The organism is Azospira oryzae (assembly GCF_004217225.1).
GTDB lineage: Bacteria > Pseudomonadota > Gammaproteobacteria > Burkholderiales > Rhodocyclaceae > Azospira > Azospira oryzae.
Map to the genome: position 1 here is coordinate 993493 of NZ_SHKM01000001.1, position 16416 is coordinate 1009908.

The 16416-nt window shown below is 67.2% G+C and carries 14 protein-coding genes; 6 read left to right on the forward strand and 8 right to left on the reverse strand.

Going from position 1 to position 16416, the window contains the following annotated elements; genetic code table 11:
• Positions 1-26: 26 nt before the first annotated feature.
• Complete coding sequence (locus EV678_RS04535; protein ID WP_165397449.1) at positions 27-2111, reverse strand: TonB-dependent receptor plug domain-containing protein; 2085 nt, start codon at positions 2109-2111, stop codon at positions 27-29.
• A 159-nt stretch (positions 2112-2270) separates the two neighbouring features.
• On the opposite strand from EV678_RS04535, the gene EV678_RS04540 reads away from it, so the two are divergent.
• Genes EV678_RS04540 through EV678_RS04550 form a run of 3 tightly spaced genes read left to right on the forward strand, consistent with a single transcriptional unit; the run spans position 2271 to position 5612 of the window.
• Positions 2271-3173, forward strand: a complete 903-nt coding sequence (locus EV678_RS04540; protein WP_130458658.1) for a histone deacetylase family protein — start codon at positions 2271-2273, stop codon at positions 3171-3173.
• A 9-nt stretch (positions 3174-3182) separates the two neighbouring features.
• The gene (locus EV678_RS04545) at positions 3183-4691 is read left to right on the forward strand and encodes an NAD(P)H-hydrate dehydratase (RefSeq protein ID WP_130458659.1); all 1509 of its coding nucleotides are present in this window, start codon (positions 3183-3185) and stop codon (positions 4689-4691) included.
• A 42-nt stretch (positions 4692-4733) separates the two neighbouring features.
• Positions 4734-5612 (forward strand): DMT family transporter, encoded by an 879-nt coding sequence (locus tag EV678_RS04550; protein WP_130458660.1) that lies wholly within the window; start codon positions 4734-4736, stop codon positions 5610-5612.
• Here the strand turns inward: EV678_RS04550 and EV678_RS04555 are convergent.
• Positions 5609-7093: an FMN-binding glutamate synthase family protein gene (locus EV678_RS04555; RefSeq protein ID WP_130458661.1), complete on the reverse strand. Its 1485-nt coding sequence runs from the start codon at positions 7091-7093 to the stop codon at positions 5609-5611. The two genes, EV678_RS04550 and EV678_RS04555, sit on opposite strands and share 4 nt — an antisense overlap.
• 62 nt (positions 7094-7155) lie before the next feature.
• Between EV678_RS04555 and nadC the strand changes: the two genes are divergently transcribed.
• Positions 7156-8040, forward strand: coding sequence for a carboxylating nicotinate-nucleotide diphosphorylase (gene nadC / locus EV678_RS04560; protein ID WP_207222167.1), 885 nt, complete (start codon positions 7156-7158; stop codon positions 8038-8040).
• Positions 8041-8264: 224 nt separating this feature from the next.
• The gene (locus EV678_RS16025) at positions 8265-8402 is read left to right on the forward strand and encodes a hypothetical protein (RefSeq protein WP_014237918.1); all 138 of its coding nucleotides are present in this window, start codon (positions 8265-8267) and stop codon (positions 8400-8402) included.
• A 31-nt stretch (positions 8403-8433) separates the two neighbouring features.
• On the opposite strand, the gene EV678_RS04565 is transcribed toward EV678_RS16025, so the two are convergent.
• Entirely contained in the window at positions 8434-9054 is a 621-nt protein-coding gene (locus EV678_RS04565; protein ID WP_130458662.1) for a class I SAM-dependent methyltransferase, read from the reverse strand.
• An 83-nt stretch (positions 9055-9137) separates the two neighbouring features.
• Entirely contained in the window at positions 9138-10577 is a 1440-nt protein-coding gene (thrC, locus tag EV678_RS04570; protein ID WP_130458663.1) for a threonine synthase, read from the reverse strand.
• Between the two features lie 210 nt (positions 10578-10787).
• On the opposite strand from thrC, the gene EV678_RS16280 reads away from it, so the two are divergent.
• Positions 10788-11966, forward strand: coding sequence for a flagellin N-terminal helical domain-containing protein (locus EV678_RS16280; protein WP_130458664.1), 1179 nt, complete (start codon positions 10788-10790; stop codon positions 11964-11966).
• 63 nt (positions 11967-12029) lie between these two features.
• Here the strand turns inward: EV678_RS16280 and EV678_RS04580 are convergent, their stop codons facing one another.
• From EV678_RS04580 to alaC, 4 genes are all read right to left on the reverse strand, one after another.
• Entirely contained in the window at positions 12030-12287 is a 258-nt protein-coding gene (locus tag EV678_RS04580; RefSeq protein ID WP_014237922.1) for a DUF2249 domain-containing protein, read from the reverse strand.
• A gap of 251 nt (positions 12288-12538) precedes the next feature.
• Positions 12539-13849 carry a homoserine dehydrogenase gene (locus EV678_RS04585; RefSeq protein WP_014237923.1) on the reverse strand — a complete coding sequence of 437 codons (1311 nt, stop codon included), beginning with the start codon at positions 13847-13849 and terminating at the stop codon, positions 12539-12541.
• A 55-nt stretch (positions 13850-13904) separates the two neighbouring features.
• Entirely contained in the window at positions 13905-15131 is a 1227-nt protein-coding gene (locus EV678_RS04590) for a pyridoxal phosphate-dependent aminotransferase (RefSeq protein WP_130458665.1), read from the reverse strand.
• Positions 15132-15198: 67 nt separating this feature from the next.
• Complete coding sequence (alaC, locus tag EV678_RS04595; RefSeq protein WP_014237925.1) at positions 15199-16386, reverse strand: alanine transaminase; 1188 nt, start codon at positions 16384-16386, stop codon at positions 15199-15201.
• Positions 16387-16416: the final 30 nt, after the last annotated feature.

Consider the following 16416-nt stretch of genomic DNA (forward strand, 5'->3'; position numbering starts at 1 on the left):
GAAGGGAACAGGCGCGACATGGGAAATCAGAATTCCAGCCGCAGATTGACGTAGGAACGACGGCCGATGAGGTTTTCGTAATAAACCTCCTGATAGGGCTTGTCGAACAGGTTCTGCACGATGAAGGCGACCTCGCCCTGGTAGGCGCCGTCGCGGAAGCGGTAGGCCAGACGGGCATCGACCCGCTCGTAGGGATTCTGCACGTCGCCGTCGCCCTGCACCGCCATGCGCCCCATCTGGTAGTAGGCCAGGCTGCCGGTCCAGCGGCTGCCGAAATCGTGGGCCAGCAGCATGCTGCGGCTGTGCAGGGGGGCGGAGTCGCTGTAGATGCTGGCACTGTCGCGACTGGCCCCATTGCCCGTGACCTTGGTCATGGACCAGGCCACATGCAGCCGGGTCGCTTCCGTGAATTTCTGCTGCCACTGGGCCTCCAGGGCCCGAATGTCGGCACTCCCCAGGTTGTTGTACTGGACTCCGGGCAGGATCTGGCCGGTGAAGGGATTGATCATGGAGCCGGAGAAGCCCCGGGCTTCCGTTTCCAGCAGATGGGTCAGGTGGTCCAGGGAATACTTGATATCCAGGGAGCCGCCGGGCAGTTCCATGACGTAGCCGACCTCCCGGGAGGTGATCTGTTCCGACTGCAGGTCATCGCGGTGACCGTAGGCCCGATAGGTGCAGGACTTGAGGATCAGGCAGTTGATTGGCGACAGGGGAAAGGTCCAGCGCGAATCGGCCTTGGCTTCCAGCATCACCGGGGTATGGGTGGCGCGGCTGGCGGAAACGCGCAGGGTATGGCCGGGCACGACATGGTAGTTGGCGGCCAGGCGGGGCGAGGCATGGGAGCCCGTATAGCTGTTCTTCTCCAGCATCAGGCCGCCGTTGAAAACCCACCTGGCGCTGGGCCGCCATTCCAGGTTGGCGAACAGGTTGCTCTGGCGGAAGGACTGGGCCTGGTCCGAATTGAAGAAGAAGCGGCTGGTGAAGCGGTCGATGCGCACCCCCGCCCCCCACACCAGGCGCGTGGTGCTGGTGGGTGCCAGGGTATGCTGGGCTTCCAGGTCGTAACGCTCGCCCAGCAGGCGCATGGGGGAATCGAAGGGCGCGGGAACCACGCCGAAATGGGGCACCACCAGGCTGGCCAGGTCGTAATTCTGCTCGTCCCGATTGGCGTAGGCCTTGATCGACAACTGTTCGTCGGCACTGAAACTGCGCTGCCAGCGCAGCAGGCCGTAGTAGCTGTCCAGCTTGCGCACATGTTCCGGCGAGTAGGTGGTGCTGCCGGGCAGCTCGTTCTTGCCCGACTGGTGGTCGCCCTGGGAGATGCCGGCCTGGATTTCCAGGGCGTCCCGGTCGCTGATCTGCAGATCGCCGCGGAAGGTGAAGTTGCTCAGGCGCTTGTTGTCGAAGCGGTTGGGCACCGTCGAATGGCTGGCATCCGGGGCCGCGAAATCGGTGATGCCCTGGTCCCGCCGCTGACTGCCGGTGACCCGGTAATCCAGGGCACCCGCCTTGCCGCCCCAGCGGAAGGTGGCATCGGAGCCGCGCTTGCTGTCGGTGAGGGACACCATGGCGCCCTGGGTCTCGGTGGCATGGCGGCTGATGATGTTGATAATGCCGAGGAAGGAGTTGGCGCCGTAGGTGGCCGAGTTGGGACCGCGGATCACCTCGATGCGCTCGATATCCTCCAGCGCCAGGGGCAGGGTGCTCCAGACGGCGCCGCCGAAGAGGGGGGTGTAGATGGAACGGCCGTCCACCAGCACCTGCATGCGCCGTGAGAAACCATCGGTGAGGCCGTGGTAGCTGACCACGGAATTGGGGACGAAGGTGCCCCGGTCGGCGCTTTCCCCCACGTACATGCCGGGCACCAGGCGGAACAGGTCGGGGATGCTCCAGGCGCCGGAATCCCGGATCATCTGGCGGTCGATCACCGTCACCGCCGCCGGCGCATCTGCTACATTCTGGCGCAGGCGGGAAGCGGTCAGCACCACCGGCACGTCGGCGAGGAAATCCTGTTCGGAAAGGTCGGCAACCGACTCAGCCCCCTGGCCGGGCAGAGCAGAAATCATCAGGAGCATGGGCAGAATGCTGGCCCGGGACAGGTATTTCATCATTATTGGGGCGCGGTGACAGGTGACCAATGCCGGTTGCCAGACCCGCTTCCGGTACAGCTGATTGGCGGCAAAAACTGACAGCAGCATATTGTAAATTTTTGTAGTTGCCACCTTAACGGGAATCCCCGTATCGAACAAGCGCAGAAATCACTACTAGGCATGCAGCTCTTCTACTCCGACACCTTCGTCCTGCCCCTGCCCCCGGGCCACCGTTTCCCCATGGAAAAGTACGCCCGCCTGCGCCAGACCCTGCTCGACGAAGGCTACCCGCCGGCGGACTTCATCCTGCCCGAGGCCGCTAGCCGCGAGGACCTCTGCCGGGCCCACGATCCGGCCTACGTGGAACGGGTCTGCAGCGGCCAGCTGACGCCAGAGGAAATGCGCCAGATCGGCTTTCCCTGGTCGGACGCCATGGTGGAGCGCTCCCGCCGCTCCGCCGGCGCCACCCTGGGCGCCTGCCGGGCAGCCCTGGCGGAGGGCTGGGGCGTCAATCTGGCGGGCGGCACCCACCACGCCGCCCATGCCGCCGGCGCCGGCTTCTGCGTCTTCAACGATGCCGCCGTGGCCGCCCGGGCCCTGCAGGCGCAGGACGGGGTGGGCCAGGTGGCGGTGATCGACTGCGACGTGCACCAGGGCGACGGCACCGCCCGCATCCTGGAGGGGGATGCCAGCGTGTTCACCTTCTCCATCCACGGCGCCCGCAACTATCCCTTCGCCAAGGCCCGCAGCGACCTGGACATCGAACTGCCCGACGGCTGCGACGATGCCTCCTATCTGGCGGCCCTGGAACAAGGACTGGCGGACCTCTTCAGCCGCTGCCGGCCCCAGCTGGCGATCTACCTGGCCGGCGCCGACCCCTACGCCGGGGACCGCCTGGGGCGCCTTTCCCTGACCATGGCCGGCCTGGAGGCCCGCGACGAGCGGGTCCTGGCGGCCTGCCGGGAGCGGGGCATCCCCGTGGCCATCGCCATGGCCGGCGGCTACGCCCGGGACATCGGCGACACCGTGGCCATCCATGCCAACACGATACGTTGTGCCCGCCGGCACTTCGAGCAGCGCTAGAATCCAGCCATGACCGCCACCCTGACGCCCCCGCCCCCCGCCCTGCCCCTCTACCGCAGCCAGGGCCTGCGCGCCCTCGAAGCCGCCGCCGGCAAGCAGCCCCTGATGGAACGGGCCGGCCTGGCCGCCGCCGACCTGGCCGCCAGCCTGTGCCGCCCCGGCCCGCTGCTGGTGCTGGCCGGCCCCGGCAACAACGGCGGCGACGCCTACGTGGCCGCCCGCCACCTGCAGGCCCGCTTCTTCGCCGTACAGGTGGTGGCCTGGGACGACGGCCAGCGGGCCCCGGCCGACGCCCGGGCCGCCCGCCAAGCCTTCCTCGAGGCCGGCGGCGCCATCCTCGACGCCATCCCCCCCTGCCCCCGCTGGGGCCTGGTGCTGGACGGCCTCTTCGGCATCGGCCTGCAACGCCCCCTGAGCGGCGCCTACGCCGATGCCGTGGCCGCCGCCAACCATCTGGCAGAGCGGGACCATTGCCCCCTGCTGGCCCTGGACTGCCCCTCCGGACTCGATGCGGACAGCGGCCGCGCCCTGGGGCCGGCCATCCGCGCCAGCCACACCCTCACCTTCATCGCCCACAAGCCGGGCCTGCTCACCCTGGACGGGCCGGACCACTGCGGCGCCCTGCATCTGGCCGCCCTGGAGCTGGACGCCCCCGCCCTGGTGCCGGCAGATGGCTGGAGCATCGGCCGGGAACACTTCGCCGCCCACTTGCAGCCCCGCCGCCGCAACAGCCACAAGGGCAGCTACGGCAGCGCCGGCATTCTCGGCGGCGCCGCCGGCATGGTCGGTGCCGCCCTCCTCGCCGGCCGCGCCGCCCTGCTCCTGGGCTGCGGCCGGGTCTTCGTCGGCCTGGCAGACCGCCACGGCCCCGCCTTCGATCTCCAGCAGGCGGAACTGATGCTGCGTCCGGCCGCGGCCCTGGAGGCCGCCCCCCTCACCGCCCTGGCCGTGGGCCCGGGCCTGGGCCAGGCGCCGGAGGTCAGGGAATTCCTGTCCCGGGCCATTACCGGCCCACTGCCCCTGGTCCTGGATGCGGATGCCCTCAACCTGCTGGCGGCCGACCCCACCCTGGCCCAGGCCCTGGCCACCCGCCAGGCGCCGCGGCTGCTCACGCCCCACCCGGCGGAAGCGGCGCGCCTGCTGGGCACGGAAGTGGCCCCAGTGCAGGCTGACCGCATCGGCGCCGCCACGCAGCTGGCCGAGCAGTTTGGCGCCTGGGTCGCCCTCAAGGGAGCCGGCACCGTGGTCGCCGCGCCGGACGGGCGCTGGTGGATCAATACCAGCGGCAACCCGGGCCAGGCCGCCGCCGGCCAGGGCGACGTGCTCACCGGCATGACGGTGGCGCTCCTGGCCCAGGGCTGGGAGCCGGGCGCAGCCCTGCTGGGGGCGGTGCATCTACACGGCGCCGCCGCCGACACCTTGCCGGGAACCGGCGTCGGCCCCATCGGTCTGACTGCCTCGGAGACGGCAGTGGCGGCCAGGGCCCTGTTCAACGCCTGGTGCCGGACGGCCGTCTGACCCTTACCGCGGAGTGCCGCTCCGCCCAGCAAAAGAAAAACGATGTCCCATCCCAGCCATCCCCTGCGGGGCGTGCTGCTCATGCTCGCCGCCGTCTTCTTCTTCGCCCTGCTGGATGCCACCTCCAAGACCCTGGCCGCCACCTATCCCATTCCCTTCCTGGCCTGGGCCCGCTACCTGGTGCATTGCCTGCTGATGCTGGTCTTTCTCGGTCCCCGCCTGGGCCGGGGCCTGCTCAGCACCCGGCGGCCCGGGCTGCAGATCCTGCGCGCCCTGCTGCTGGTGGGCGTCACCGCCTGCATGATGGCGGCCCTGCGCAACATGCCCCTGGCCGAGACCACTGCCGTGGTCTTCATCACGCCCCTGCTGGTGGCCATCCTGGCCCGCCCCTGGCTGGGCGAGAAGATCGGCCTCAACCGCTGGCTGGCGGTGGGCATCGGCTTCATCGGGGTGCTCTTCATCGCCCGCCCCGGCGGCGACCTCAACCTGGAAGGCATTGCCTGGGCCCTGGCCTGCGCCGGCTGCTACACCGTTTATCAACTGCTGACGCGCCAGCTCTCGCCCACCGAGAACACCCTGACCATGCTTTTCTACACCGCCCTGGTGGGCACCCTCACCATGACCCTGGCGGCACCCTGGTTCGGCGCCGTCCCGGCCATCCGGGGCTGGGACTGGGCCCTGCTGTGCGCCATGGGGCTGTTCGGCGGCAGCGGCCATTTCCTGCTCATCGCCGCCTTCCGCCACGCCCCGGCTTCCACCCTGTCGCCCTTCCTCTACGTGCAGCTGCTGTGGGCCACCCTGCTCGGCTGGATCGTCTTCGGCCACCTGCCGGACGGCCTCACTACCGCCGGCATGGCCGTCATCGCCGGCAGCGGCCTGTGGCTGGCCCTGGCCCAGCGGCGGGAAAGCCGCCGCGGCTAGGCCGGGCGGGGATAGGGATAGAGCATGTTGAGGGCCACGCTCTCGCCGTTGGGCTGCACCATGCGCACGTGCTCCCGCTGGAATTCCCGGGCGTGGCGCAGGCCGCAGGAGTGGGCAATCATGTCCATCTCCTTGCCCATGTTGCGGCAGTAGGCGGCGACCCGCTCGGCCTTGTCCTCCACGTCCAGGCCCCGCTGCAGGCGCGGATTGTGGGTGGTGATGCCGGTGGGACAGGTGTTGCTCTGGCAGCGCAAAGCCTGGATGCAGCCCAGGGAGAACATGAAGCCCCGCGCCGAATTGACGAAATCGGCGCCGCAGGCCAGGGCCCAGGCGGCCTTGGCCGGGGTCACCAGCTTGCCGGCGGCGATGACCCGCACCCGGCCCTTGAGGTCGGCCTCCAGCAGGGAATCCACCACCCGGGGCAGGGCCTCCATGATGGACAGGGCCATGTGGTCCGCCAGGGCCTGGGGCGCCGCCCCGGAACCGCCCTCGCCGCCGTCGATGGCGAGGAAATCGGGAGCGCAGTGCAGCCCCCGGCGCAGCACCGCCTCGTTGAGCAGGTGCATGAACTGCCAGCCGCCAATGGCGGTCTTGATGCCCACCGGCTTGCCGGTGACGTCCCGCACCCGCTGCACCATGTCCAGCAGCTGCTCCATGTCGGCGATGTCCCGGTGCCGGTTGGGCGAGAGGGAATCCTGGCCCAGGGGAATGCCGCGGATGGCGGCGATCTCCGGCGTCACCTTGGCCGCCAGCAGCACCCCGCCCTTGCCCGGCTTGGCCCCCTGGGACAGCTTGATCTCGAAGGCCCGCACGTTGTCGTGGGCCGCCAGCTCCCGCAGTTTCTGCTCCGACAGGCGCCCCTGGTCGTCGCGGCAGCCGTACTTGGCGGTGCCGATCTGGAAAATGATGTCGCAGCCCCCTTCCAGGTGGTAGGGCGAAAGGCCGCCCTCCCCCGTATCCATCCAGCAGCCGGCCATCTGGGCGCCCCGGGCCAGGGCCTGGACGGCGGGCTTGGAAATGGCGCCGAAGCTCATGCCGCTGATGTTGATCAGGGAGCGGCCGGTGAAAGGCTTGTCGCACCAGCCCTCGCCGATGACCAGGGGCGGCGTCGGCAGGCGTTCCTCGTCGAGCACGGGGAATGGCGCATTGACGAAGAGGATGGCGCCGGTCTGGTGCAGGTCGTAGGTGGAGCCGAAGCCCAGGATGCCGCCCTCGTTCTTGGCCAGGCGGTAGATCCAGCCCCGGGTGGCCCGGTCGAAGGGGCGCTCCTCCCGGTCGTTGAGGAAGAAGTACTGGCGGAAGTACTCCCCCAGCTTCTCGAAGAAATAGCGCAGGTGGCCGACGATGGGATAGTTGCGCAGCACCGTGTGGCGCTTCTGGGTGATGTCCTGCACATACCAGTACACCAGCCACGCCGCCAGGCCCAGGGCGAGCAGGACGCCCAGGCTGACATGCAGGATACCCATTGCTTCGCTGCCCATGGCGCCTCCTTTGCGGATGTTAGAATTGCGTCCGGTCAATCTAACATGAACGAAAGCCTGCCGTGCCCAAGCCCGTGGATTCCCAACTCACCCTGCAACTGCCCCCCGCCGCCGAAATCGAGCGCAATGTGGATGGCGCCCTGGCCGAGGACGTGGCCGGCGGCGACCTGACGGCCCAGCTGATCCCGGCCGGCCAGCCCGGCACGGCCACGGTGATTTCCCGTGAAGCGGCCACCCTGTGCGGCACCGCCTGGTTCGAAGCCGCCTTCCGCAAGGTGGATCCGGCCTGCCGCATCACCTGGCACGCCCAGGACGGCGACCGGGTCCAGCCCAACCAGCTGCTGTGCGACATCGCCGGCCCGGCCCGGGCCCTGCTCACTGCCGAGCGCACCGGCCTCAATTTCCTGCAGCTGCTCTCCGGCGTCGCCACCCGCACCCGCCGCTTCGTCGATACGGTGGCCGGCACCAGGGCCCGCATCGTGGACACCCGCAAGACCCTGCCCGGCCTGCGCCTGGCCCAGAAATACGCGGTCACCTGCGGCGGCGGCGACAACCACCGCATCGGCCTCTACGACGCCATCCTGATCAAGGAAAACCACATCATGGCCGCCGGCGGCATCGCCCAGGCCGTGGCGGCGGCCAAGGCCGTGGCCGCCGCGGCAACCGTGCCCTGCAAGTTCATCCAGGTGGAAGTGGAAAACCTGGAGGAGCTGCGCCAGGCCCTGGCCGCCGGCGCCACCATGGTCCTGCTGGACAACATGAGCCTGGCCGACATGGCGGAAGCCTCCCGCCTGGCCGCCGGCCAGGCCGTGCTGGAAGCCTCCGGCGGCATCAGCCTGGAAACGGTGCGGGCCATCGCCGAAACCGGGGTGGACCGCATCTCCATCGGCGGCCTGACCAAGGACGTGCAGGCCCTGGATCTCTCCATGCGCTTCAAGGCGGGCTGAGGGGCCGCCGCAGCGGCTCTCCACCGCCTCTCCCCGGCTTCCCCAGCGCCTTACCCGTCCGCCTGGGGCCTGCCCTCCGGCAGGCCTGCATCTCTTTGTTCCCGGGCCGGCCGGGAGCCAAATATGTCACGGCAGCGCCGGAGCAGGTGGCTATAATCGGCCGAAGAACCCCGGTTCCGCCGCCACGGCGGGCCATCCGCCGGGGTCGTCACCGGGGGAACGACATGCTGTTCGCGCTTTTCTACGTCATCGCCATCGCCGTGCTGGTGCTGCACTTCACCGGCTTCCTCGCCCGTCACAATCTGGAATGGCTGGTCCTGGTCCTGGCTGCCGCCGTGTTCCCGGCCGTCATCTACCTCTAGCCGCGCCTCGCCATTCCTGCCGGGCTGAATCTCAGCCCGGCTTTCTCGCCACCAGGTCAATCAGGGCCGAACGGCCCCGATGGGCCAGGCCTTCATACAGTTCCGCCTCATACTCCCGCAGTTCCTCGATCTCCAGGCCGGCGAAGGCCTGGCGCAGCAGTTCCGGCGTGTACAGGTTCTCTACCGCACTGGGGCCGCCAGTGCGGTATTCCAGCTGCTTGGGGGTGTAGCCGTGCAGCAGCAGGCGACCGCCCGGCTTCAGGGCCTGGGCCATGCCGGCAAAAATCCGCTCCTGTTCCGCCGGATTGGCGAACTGGATGAACACGGCCAGCACCAGGTCGTAGGCGGCCTCGGGCCACACCCAGGCCAGCAGGTCCGCCACCTGGAAATCCACCAGGACGCCCCGGCCGGCGGCCAGACGGCGCGCCTTGTCCACCGCCACCGGCGACACTTCCACCGCCGTCACCTGCAGGCCCTGCTCCGCCAGCCAGACGCTGTTGCGTCCCTCGCCGTCGGCCACGGACAGGGCGGTGCTGCCCGCCCCCAGGAGGAATTCGTGGAGGGCGAGAAAACGGGTGGGAGCGGTACCGAAAAGGTAGTCCTCGCCGGCGGCGCTGAAGCGCTCGCTCCAGAATTTTTCGTGTTGGCTCATCTTGATCGCTCCATCAAAGAAAAAGGGCACCCGCAGGTGCCCCGTTCGGCAATGGCCGGCCGTTATCAGGCCCGCCAGACCTGTCAGACCCGGGCCTGGATGAAGGCCTTCACCGCATTCACGTCCGGGTCCATGACCTCGACGCGCTGGGCTAGCTTTTCCAGGCCCTGGAGATCGGCGGGCACTTCCGGTTCCCGGCCCAGGGCTTCGCGGATGGTCTCGGCGAACTTGGCCGGCAGGGCCGTTTCCAGCACCACCGTGGGCATGCCGGCGACGGGGTTTTCCCTGGCCACCTTGAGGCCGTCGGCGGTGTGGGTGTCGATCATGACGCCGTAGGTTTCCCAGCAGGAACGGATGGTGGCCAGGCGGTCGGCATGGCTGCTGGCGCCGGAGACGAAGGCGAAGCCGGCCAGCTTGTCCATGTAGGGGGTGCCGCGCAGATCGAAGGCATTGCCCGCATCCACCTGGGCCCACAGTTCCCGCACCTTGGCCGGGTCGCGACCCACCAGATCGAAGACGAAACGCTCGAAGTTGGAGGCCTTGGAAATGTCCATGGAGGGGCTGGAGGTGACGAAGGTCTCGGCGGTCTTGCGGGGACGATAGACGCCGGTTTTGAAGAACTCGTCCAGCACATTGTTTTCGTTGGTGGCCAGGATCAGCTTGCCGATGGGCAGGCCCATCATGCGGGCGATATGGCCGGCGCAGATGTTGCCGAAGTTGCCGGAAGGCACGCAGAAGGCCACCTGCTGGTCGTTGTTTTCGGTGGCGCCGAAGTAGCCCTTGAAGTAATAGACGATCTGGGCGGCGACCCGGGCCCAGTTGATGGAATTGACGGCGCCGATCTTGTACTTGGCCTTGAAGGCGGCGTCGTTGGAGACGGCCTTCACGATGTCCTGGGCGTCGTCGAACATGCCGCGCACAGCGATGTTGTGGATGTTCTCGTCCTGCAGGGAATACATCTGGGCCCGCTGGAAGGCGCTCATCTTGCCGTCCGGGGAGAGCATGAAGACACGCACGCCCTTCTTGCCCCGCATGGCGTATTCGGCGGCGGAACCGGTGTCGCCGGAGGTGGCGCCGAGAATGTTGATCTCTTCGCCGCGCTTGGCCAGCACGTACTCGAAAAGGTTGCCCAAGAGCTGCATGGCCATGTCCTTGAAGGCCAGGGTGGGGCCGTTGGACAGTTCCTGCAGGGCCAGCTTGCCCTGCTCCAGCCAGTGGATGGGGGTCACATCGGCGGCGTTGTCGCCGGGACGGGCATGGCAATAGACCTGGGCGGTGTAGGTCTTGTCGCAGATGGCCTTGAGGTCGGCCGGGGGAATGTCGTCGATGAACTTGGACAGCACGGCAAAGGCCAGCTCGGCGTAGGACAGCTGACGCCAGGCATCCAGCTCGGCCCGGCTCACCTGGGGATAGGTTTCCGGCAGGTAGAGGCCGCCATCGGGGGCCAGGCCGCCGAGGAGGATGTCGCAGAAGGACTGGGTCGGGGAGGAGGCTGCATCACCGCGGGTAGACAGATAGCGCATGGAAAATCCGGGACGTTCAAGGACTTAAGGAAGGGCCGAAGGATACCACGGCCGCTCCCCTTGCCGAAGCCTGGCGCCCCAAGGGCATAACGTAAGGACGAATACGGGCAACACCCTCAAGTTGGCGGGCCCAAGGCCGATAGGGATGGGTAGCCCCCTGCTCCGCAAAAAATACGGAATAGCCGCCCATCCCGATGGTACGAACGCCCGATGCCGCTGATCATTAACACCAACGTTCTCGCACAGACCGTGCAGCAGAACCTGGCGCGCTCGTCCGGGACCCTCGCCCAATCGCTGCAGCGCCTGTCATCGGGCCTGCGCATCAACAGCGCCAAGGACGACGCCGCCGGCATGGCCATCGCCGAGGGCCTCAGCACCATCATCCGCGGCGGCAACCAGGCGGTGCGCAACGCCAACGACGGCATTTCCCTGAGCCAGGTGGCCGAGTCGGCCCTGGGCCAGATCAGCGGCAACCTGCAACGCATCCGGGAAATCGCCATCCAGGCGGCCAACGGCTCCATGGTGGACAGCAACCGCTCCCAGCTGCAAAAGGAAGTGGACCAGCTGACCCAGGAAATCAGCCGCACCGTGCAGACCACGGATTTCAACGGCTCCCGCCTGCTCTCCGGCGCCTCCACCCTGACCTTCCAGGTGGGCTACAGCGGCAGCGGCGACAACCGCATCCAGGTCAGCACCACGGACCTGGCCCAATCCCTGGGCAGTCCCAGTCCGGCGGCCAAGGCCTCCAGCGCCATTCTCGGCGCCGTCCAGGGCGGCAGCTCGCCCCTGGCCGCCATCACCGCCGCCGACCAGGCCCTGCGCAAATTCGTCACCAGCGGACTCACCACCACGGTGGGCAGCAACACCTACAACGTCAGCGGCTTCACCAGCGGCAGCCCGGCCCAGAATGCGGCCTGGGCCACCTACCAGGCCGCCGAAGCCGCCTATAACGCCAATGCGGGCGCCAAACCGGCAGTCGTCCTGGCGGCAGTGAACAACGCCGCCGCCAACGCCGCTGCAGGTTACGGCTGGGTAGGCGCCGGCACCGGCCTGTATTCCTACTACCAGAGCATGACCGCCACCGGCACCATCAACATCACCAACCAGGCCCTGGCAGCGGCGGCGGTCGGCAGTGTCGATGCGGACATCGCCAAGATCGCCAACCTGCGGGCCACCTTCGGCTCGGTGCAGAACCGCTTCGAAGCGGTGGTGGCCAATGTGCAGGCCTATGTGGAAAACACCAGCGCCGCCCGCAGCCGCATCACCGATGCGGATTTTGCCGAAGAGACCGCCCGGCTGACCCGCAATCAAATCCTGCAACAGGCCGGAACAGCAGTTCTCGGCCAAGCCAACACCGCCCCCTCCACCGCCCTTCGCCTGTTGCGATAAAAAAGGCCGGCGCAAGGCCGGCCTGGTGGGATCGGGCGGCGCCGGGCTGGCCGGCGCGCTGCCTCAGCCCTGCTTGGTGAAGTCGATGACGATGGCGCCCGGCTCGCGCTGCACGTAGGCAATGGAAATGCCGTCGCCGTAGCGGGTGAGCAGCTGGTCCAGCAGCGGCAGGGGGTCGTGGTCGTTGCAGAAGCGCATGGTCTCGCCGGGGAACAGGGCGTCGAAGGCGCCGAAGATGGCGGCGTGGCGGAAGCGCTTGGCAACGCCCCGGGCGTCGAAGGGATAGAGGGCCAGGGGAGTGGGTTGGTCGCAGGCGTGCATGGATGTCCTCGCAGGGATCGGAGTAAAAACAGGAGCGCCCATTGTGTCCAGGCGGCACCGCTCCGTCTTTGATCCAGACAGGCAAAACCCCTGAGGCGGCCAAGGCCTTTTGCCCCATCCTGCCAAAAAAAAGGACGGGCACCTTCACCGCACCATCCTGGAGACCCGCACGGGGCGGACATTTCCGGGAAGGCAGGCTGAAGATGCCCGTCCTTGTTGCATCGCAGCCCGTCAGGGCTGCGCGGTGCCGCTTACTGCAGTTCTTCCAGGCGCAGGCGGGTGACCTGGCCCTGCACGGCGGCCAGGGCTTCGATCTTGGCGATGGCCGCGTCCACGTTCTTTTCCCGGGTCTGGTGGGTGAGCAGGATGATGTCGGTCTGCACTTCGCCCTCGCCCGGCTCCTTCTGGATCATGGCATCGATGGAGATGGACTGGTCGGCCAGGATGCGGGTGATGTCGGCCAGCACGCCGGGCTTGTCTTCCACCCGCAGGCGCAGGTAGTAGGCGGTCTGCACTTCGGCCAGGGGCAGGATCGGCAGGTCCACCACGGCGTCCGGCTGGAAGGCCAGGTGGGGCACCCGGTGTTCCGGATCGGAGGTGTGCAGGCGGGTGACATCCACCAGGTCGGCGATGACGGCGGAAGCGGTGGGCTCGGCGCCGGCGCCCTTGCCGTAGTAGAGGGTGGCGCCGACGGCGTCGCCCTTCACCAGGACGGCGTTCATGGCGCCTTCCACATTGGCGATGAGGCGCTTTTCCGGGATCAGGGTGGGATGCACGCGCAGTTCCACGCCTTCCGGGGTGCGCTTGGTCACGCCCAGCAGCTTGATGCGGTAGCCCAGCTGCTCGGCGTACTTGATGTCGATGGCGTCCAGCTTGGTGATGCCTTCCACGTGGGCCTTGTCGAAGCTCATGGGGATGCCGAAGGCGATGGCGGACATGATGGTCAGCTTGTGGGCCGCGTCCACGCCTTCCACGTCGAAGGTGGGATCGGCTTCGGCGTAACCCAGGCGCTGGGCTTCCTTCAGCACGTCGGCAAAGGACAGCCCCTTGTCGCGCATCTCGGAGAGGATGAAGTTGGTGGTGCCGTTGATGATGCCGGCCACCCACTCGATGCGGTTGGCAGAGAGGCCTTCGCGCAGGGCCTTGATGATGGGGATGCCACCGGCCACGGCGGCTTCGAAGGCGACGATGACGCCCTTCTTCTGGGCGGCGGCGAAGATTTCGTTGCCGTGGGTGGCCAGCAGGGCCTTGTTGGCGGTGACCACGTGCTTGCCGTTTTCGATGGCCTTCATGACCAGGTCCTTGGCCACGCCGTAGCCGCCGATCAGCTCGACGACGATGTCCACATTGGGGTCGCTGACCACGGCGAAGGCATCGTCGGTGACCTTGCAGGCGCCGCCGGTGACCTGGCGGGCCAGGTCCAGATTGCGATCGGCCACGATGGAAATCTCGATGGGACGGCCGGCCCGGCGGGTAATTTCTTCCGCATTACGTTTGAGGACGGTGAAGGTGCCGCCACCGACGGTACCGATGCCGAGCAGGCCGACGTTGATCGCTTTCATATGCAAGATCCCTAGTTGCTGAGTTAATTATCGTGGTTGGAAAAATCAGGTGCGGTCAGGTGCCGTGACGTTTGCGGTAGCCGGCCAGGAAGCGGTCGATGCGGCCGACGGCTTCCTTGAGGTCGTCCACATGGGGCAGGAAGACCAGGCGGAAGTGGTCCGGCTCGGGCCAGTTGAAACCGGTGCCCTGGACCAGCAGCACTTTTTCTTCCTGCAGCAGTTCGGCGATGAACTGCTGGTCGTCCTGGATCGGATAGACCTTGGGGTCCAGGCGCGGGAACATGTACAGGGTGGCCTTGGGCTTGACGCAGGTGACCCCGGGAATGGAGGTGATCAGCTCGTGGGCCACGTCCCGCTGGCGGCGCATGCGGCCGCCCTCGGCCACCAGGTCGTTGATGCTCTGGTAGCCGCCCAGGGCGGTCTGGATGGCCCACTGGCCGGGCACGTTGGCGCACAGGCGCATGGAGGCCAGCATGTTGAGGCCTTCGATGTAGTCGGCGGCGGGACGCTTGTCGCCGGAGACCATCATCCAGCCGGCCCGGTAGCCGCAGGAACGGTAGTTCTTGGAAAGGCCGTTGAAGCTGATGGTCAGCACGTCTTCCGAAAGGGAGCCGATGGCGGTGTGTTCGACGCCGTCGTAGAGCACCTTGTCGTACACCTCGTCGGCGTAGATGATCAGGTGGTGCTGGCGGGCGATCTCGACGATTTCCTTGAGCAGGTCATCGGGATAGAGGGCGCCGGTGGGGTTGTTGGGGTTGATGATGACGATGGCCCGGGTGTTCTCGGTGATCTTGGCCCGGATGTCGTCCAGGTCGGGCAGCCAGCCGGCGCCCTCGTCGCAGATGTAGTGCCGCGGCGTGCCGCTGGAAAGGCTGACGGCGGCGGTCCACAGGGGATAGTCGGGGGCCGGCACCAGCACTTCGTCGCCCGGGTTGAGCAGGGCGTTCATGGACATGACGATCAGTTCGGAAACGCCGTTGCCCACGTAGATGTCTTCCAAGCCGACGCCCTTGACCTTCTTCTGCTGGGCGTAGTGCATGATGGCCTTGCGCGCCGCGAAGATGCCCTTGGAGTCGGAATAGCCCGCCGAATTGGGCAGGTTGCGGATCATGTCCTGCTGGATCTCTTCCGGCGCATCGAAACCGAAGGAGGCCAGGTTGCCGATGTTGAGCTTGATGATCTTGTGGCCGTCCTCTTCCATCTGCTTGGCCTTTTCCAGCACGGGGCCGCGGATGTCGTAGCAGACGTTGTCGAGCTTGGCGGATTTCTTGATGGGTCGCACTTTGTTTTCCTGCGGGGTTGCCGGCGGGGCCGGACGAAGATCAATTCGGTTTTGTCTGGCGGCCGGCTTACTTGAGCAGGCCGTCCTTGCGGAACATGTCCTTGATGCCGCGGATCGCCTGGCGGGTACGGGCCTCGTTCTCGATCAGGGCGAAACGCACGTGGTCGTCGCCGTAATCGCCGAAGCCGATGCCCGGGGAGACCGCCACCTTGGCCTCCGCCAGCAGCTTCTTGGCGAATTCCAGGGAGCCCAGGTGGGCATAGGGCTCGGGGATTTTGGCCCAGATGTACATGGAGGCCTTGGGCACCTCCACCATCCAGCCCGCCTCGTGCAGCCCCTTGGCGAGCACGTTGCGGCGCAGTTCGTAGGTCTGGCGCACTTCTTCCACACAGTCCTGGGGGCCGTCCAGGGCGATCACCGAGGCCACCTGGATCGGCGTGAAGGTGCCGTAGTCGTGGTAGCTCTTGATACGGGCCAGGGCGGCGCACAGCTCCTTGTTGCCGACCATGTAGCCGACACGCCAGCCGGCCATGTTGTAGCTCTTGGACATGGTGAAGAATTCCACCGCCACATCCCGGGCGCCGGGCACTTCCATGATGGAGGGGGCCCGGTAGCCGTCGAAGACGATGTCGGCGTAGGCCAGGTCATGCACCACCAGGATGTCGTGCTCCTTGGCCAGGGCCACCACCCGTTCGAAGAAGTCGAGCTCGACGCAACGCGCCGTGGGATTGCTGGGGAAGCCCAGGATCATCATCTTGGGCTTGGGCGTGCATTCCCGGATGGCCCGCTGCAGTTCTTCGAAGAAATCTACATCGTCGGTCATGCGCACGGAGCGGGTGTTGGCCCCGGCGATGATGGCGCCGTAGATGTGGATGGGGTAGCTGGGATTGGGCACCAGCACCGTGTCGCCCCGGTCCAGGGTGGCCAGCATGAGGTGGGCCAGGCCTTCCTTGGAGCCGATGGTGACCACCGCCTCGCTGTCCGGGTCGAATTCCACGTTGTAGCGGCGCAGGTACCAGTCGCAGATGGCCTTGCGCAGCCGGGGAATGCCCTTGGAGACGGAATAGCCGTGGGTGTCGCCGCGCTGGGTGGCGTCCACCATCTTGTCCACGATGTGTTTCGGCGTGGCGCCGTCCGGGTTGCCCATGGACATGTCGATGATGTCCTCGCCCCGACGGCGGGCAGCCATCTTCAGCTCGCCGGTGATGTTGAACACATAGGGCGGCAGACGCTTGATGCGGGGAAAGTCTTTCATGGGCGCAGGGGAATTCCGGCAGTCGGCACC

What these genes read in the sequence shown, in the direction of transcription:
- EV678_RS04535 (WP_165397449.1), bottom strand. Translation starts at nt 2,111, where the DNA reads ATGATGAAATACCTGTCCCGGGCCAGCATTCTGCCCATGCTCCTGATG.
- EV678_RS04540 (WP_130458658.1), top strand. Translation starts at nt 2,271, where the DNA reads ATGCAGCTCTTCTACTCCGACACCTTCGTCCTGCCCCTGCCCCCGGGC.
- EV678_RS04545 (WP_130458659.1), top strand. Translation starts at nt 3,183, where the DNA reads ATGACCGCCACCCTGACGCCCCCGCCCCCCGCCCTGCCCCTCTACCGC.
- EV678_RS04550 (WP_130458660.1), top strand. Translation starts at nt 4,734, where the DNA reads ATGTCCCATCCCAGCCATCCCCTGCGGGGCGTGCTGCTCATGCTCGCC.
- EV678_RS04555 (WP_130458661.1), bottom strand. Translation starts at nt 7,093, where the DNA reads ATGGGCAGCGAAGCAATGGGTATCCTGCATGTCAGCCTGGGCGTCCTG.
- EV678_RS16025 (WP_014237918.1), top strand. Translation starts at nt 8,265, where the DNA reads ATGCTGTTCGCGCTTTTCTACGTCATCGCCATCGCCGTGCTGGTGCTG.
- EV678_RS04565 (WP_130458662.1), bottom strand. Translation starts at nt 9,054, where the DNA reads ATGAGCCAACACGAAAAATTCTGGAGCGAGCGCTTCAGCGCCGCCGGC.
- thrC (WP_130458663.1), bottom strand. Translation starts at nt 10,577, where the DNA reads ATGCGCTATCTGTCTACCCGCGGTGATGCAGCCTCCTCCCCGACCCAG.
- EV678_RS16280 (WP_130458664.1), top strand. Translation starts at nt 10,788, where the DNA reads ATGCCGCTGATCATTAACACCAACGTTCTCGCACAGACCGTGCAGCAG.
- EV678_RS04580 (WP_014237922.1), bottom strand. Translation starts at nt 12,287, where the DNA reads ATGCACGCCTGCGACCAACCCACTCCCCTGGCCCTCTATCCCTTCGAC.
- EV678_RS04585 (WP_014237923.1), bottom strand. Translation starts at nt 13,849, where the DNA reads ATGAAAGCGATCAACGTCGGCCTGCTCGGCATCGGTACCGTCGGTGGC.
- alaC (WP_014237925.1), bottom strand. Translation starts at nt 16,386, where the DNA reads ATGAAAGACTTTCCCCGCATCAAGCGTCTGCCGCCCTATGTGTTCAAC.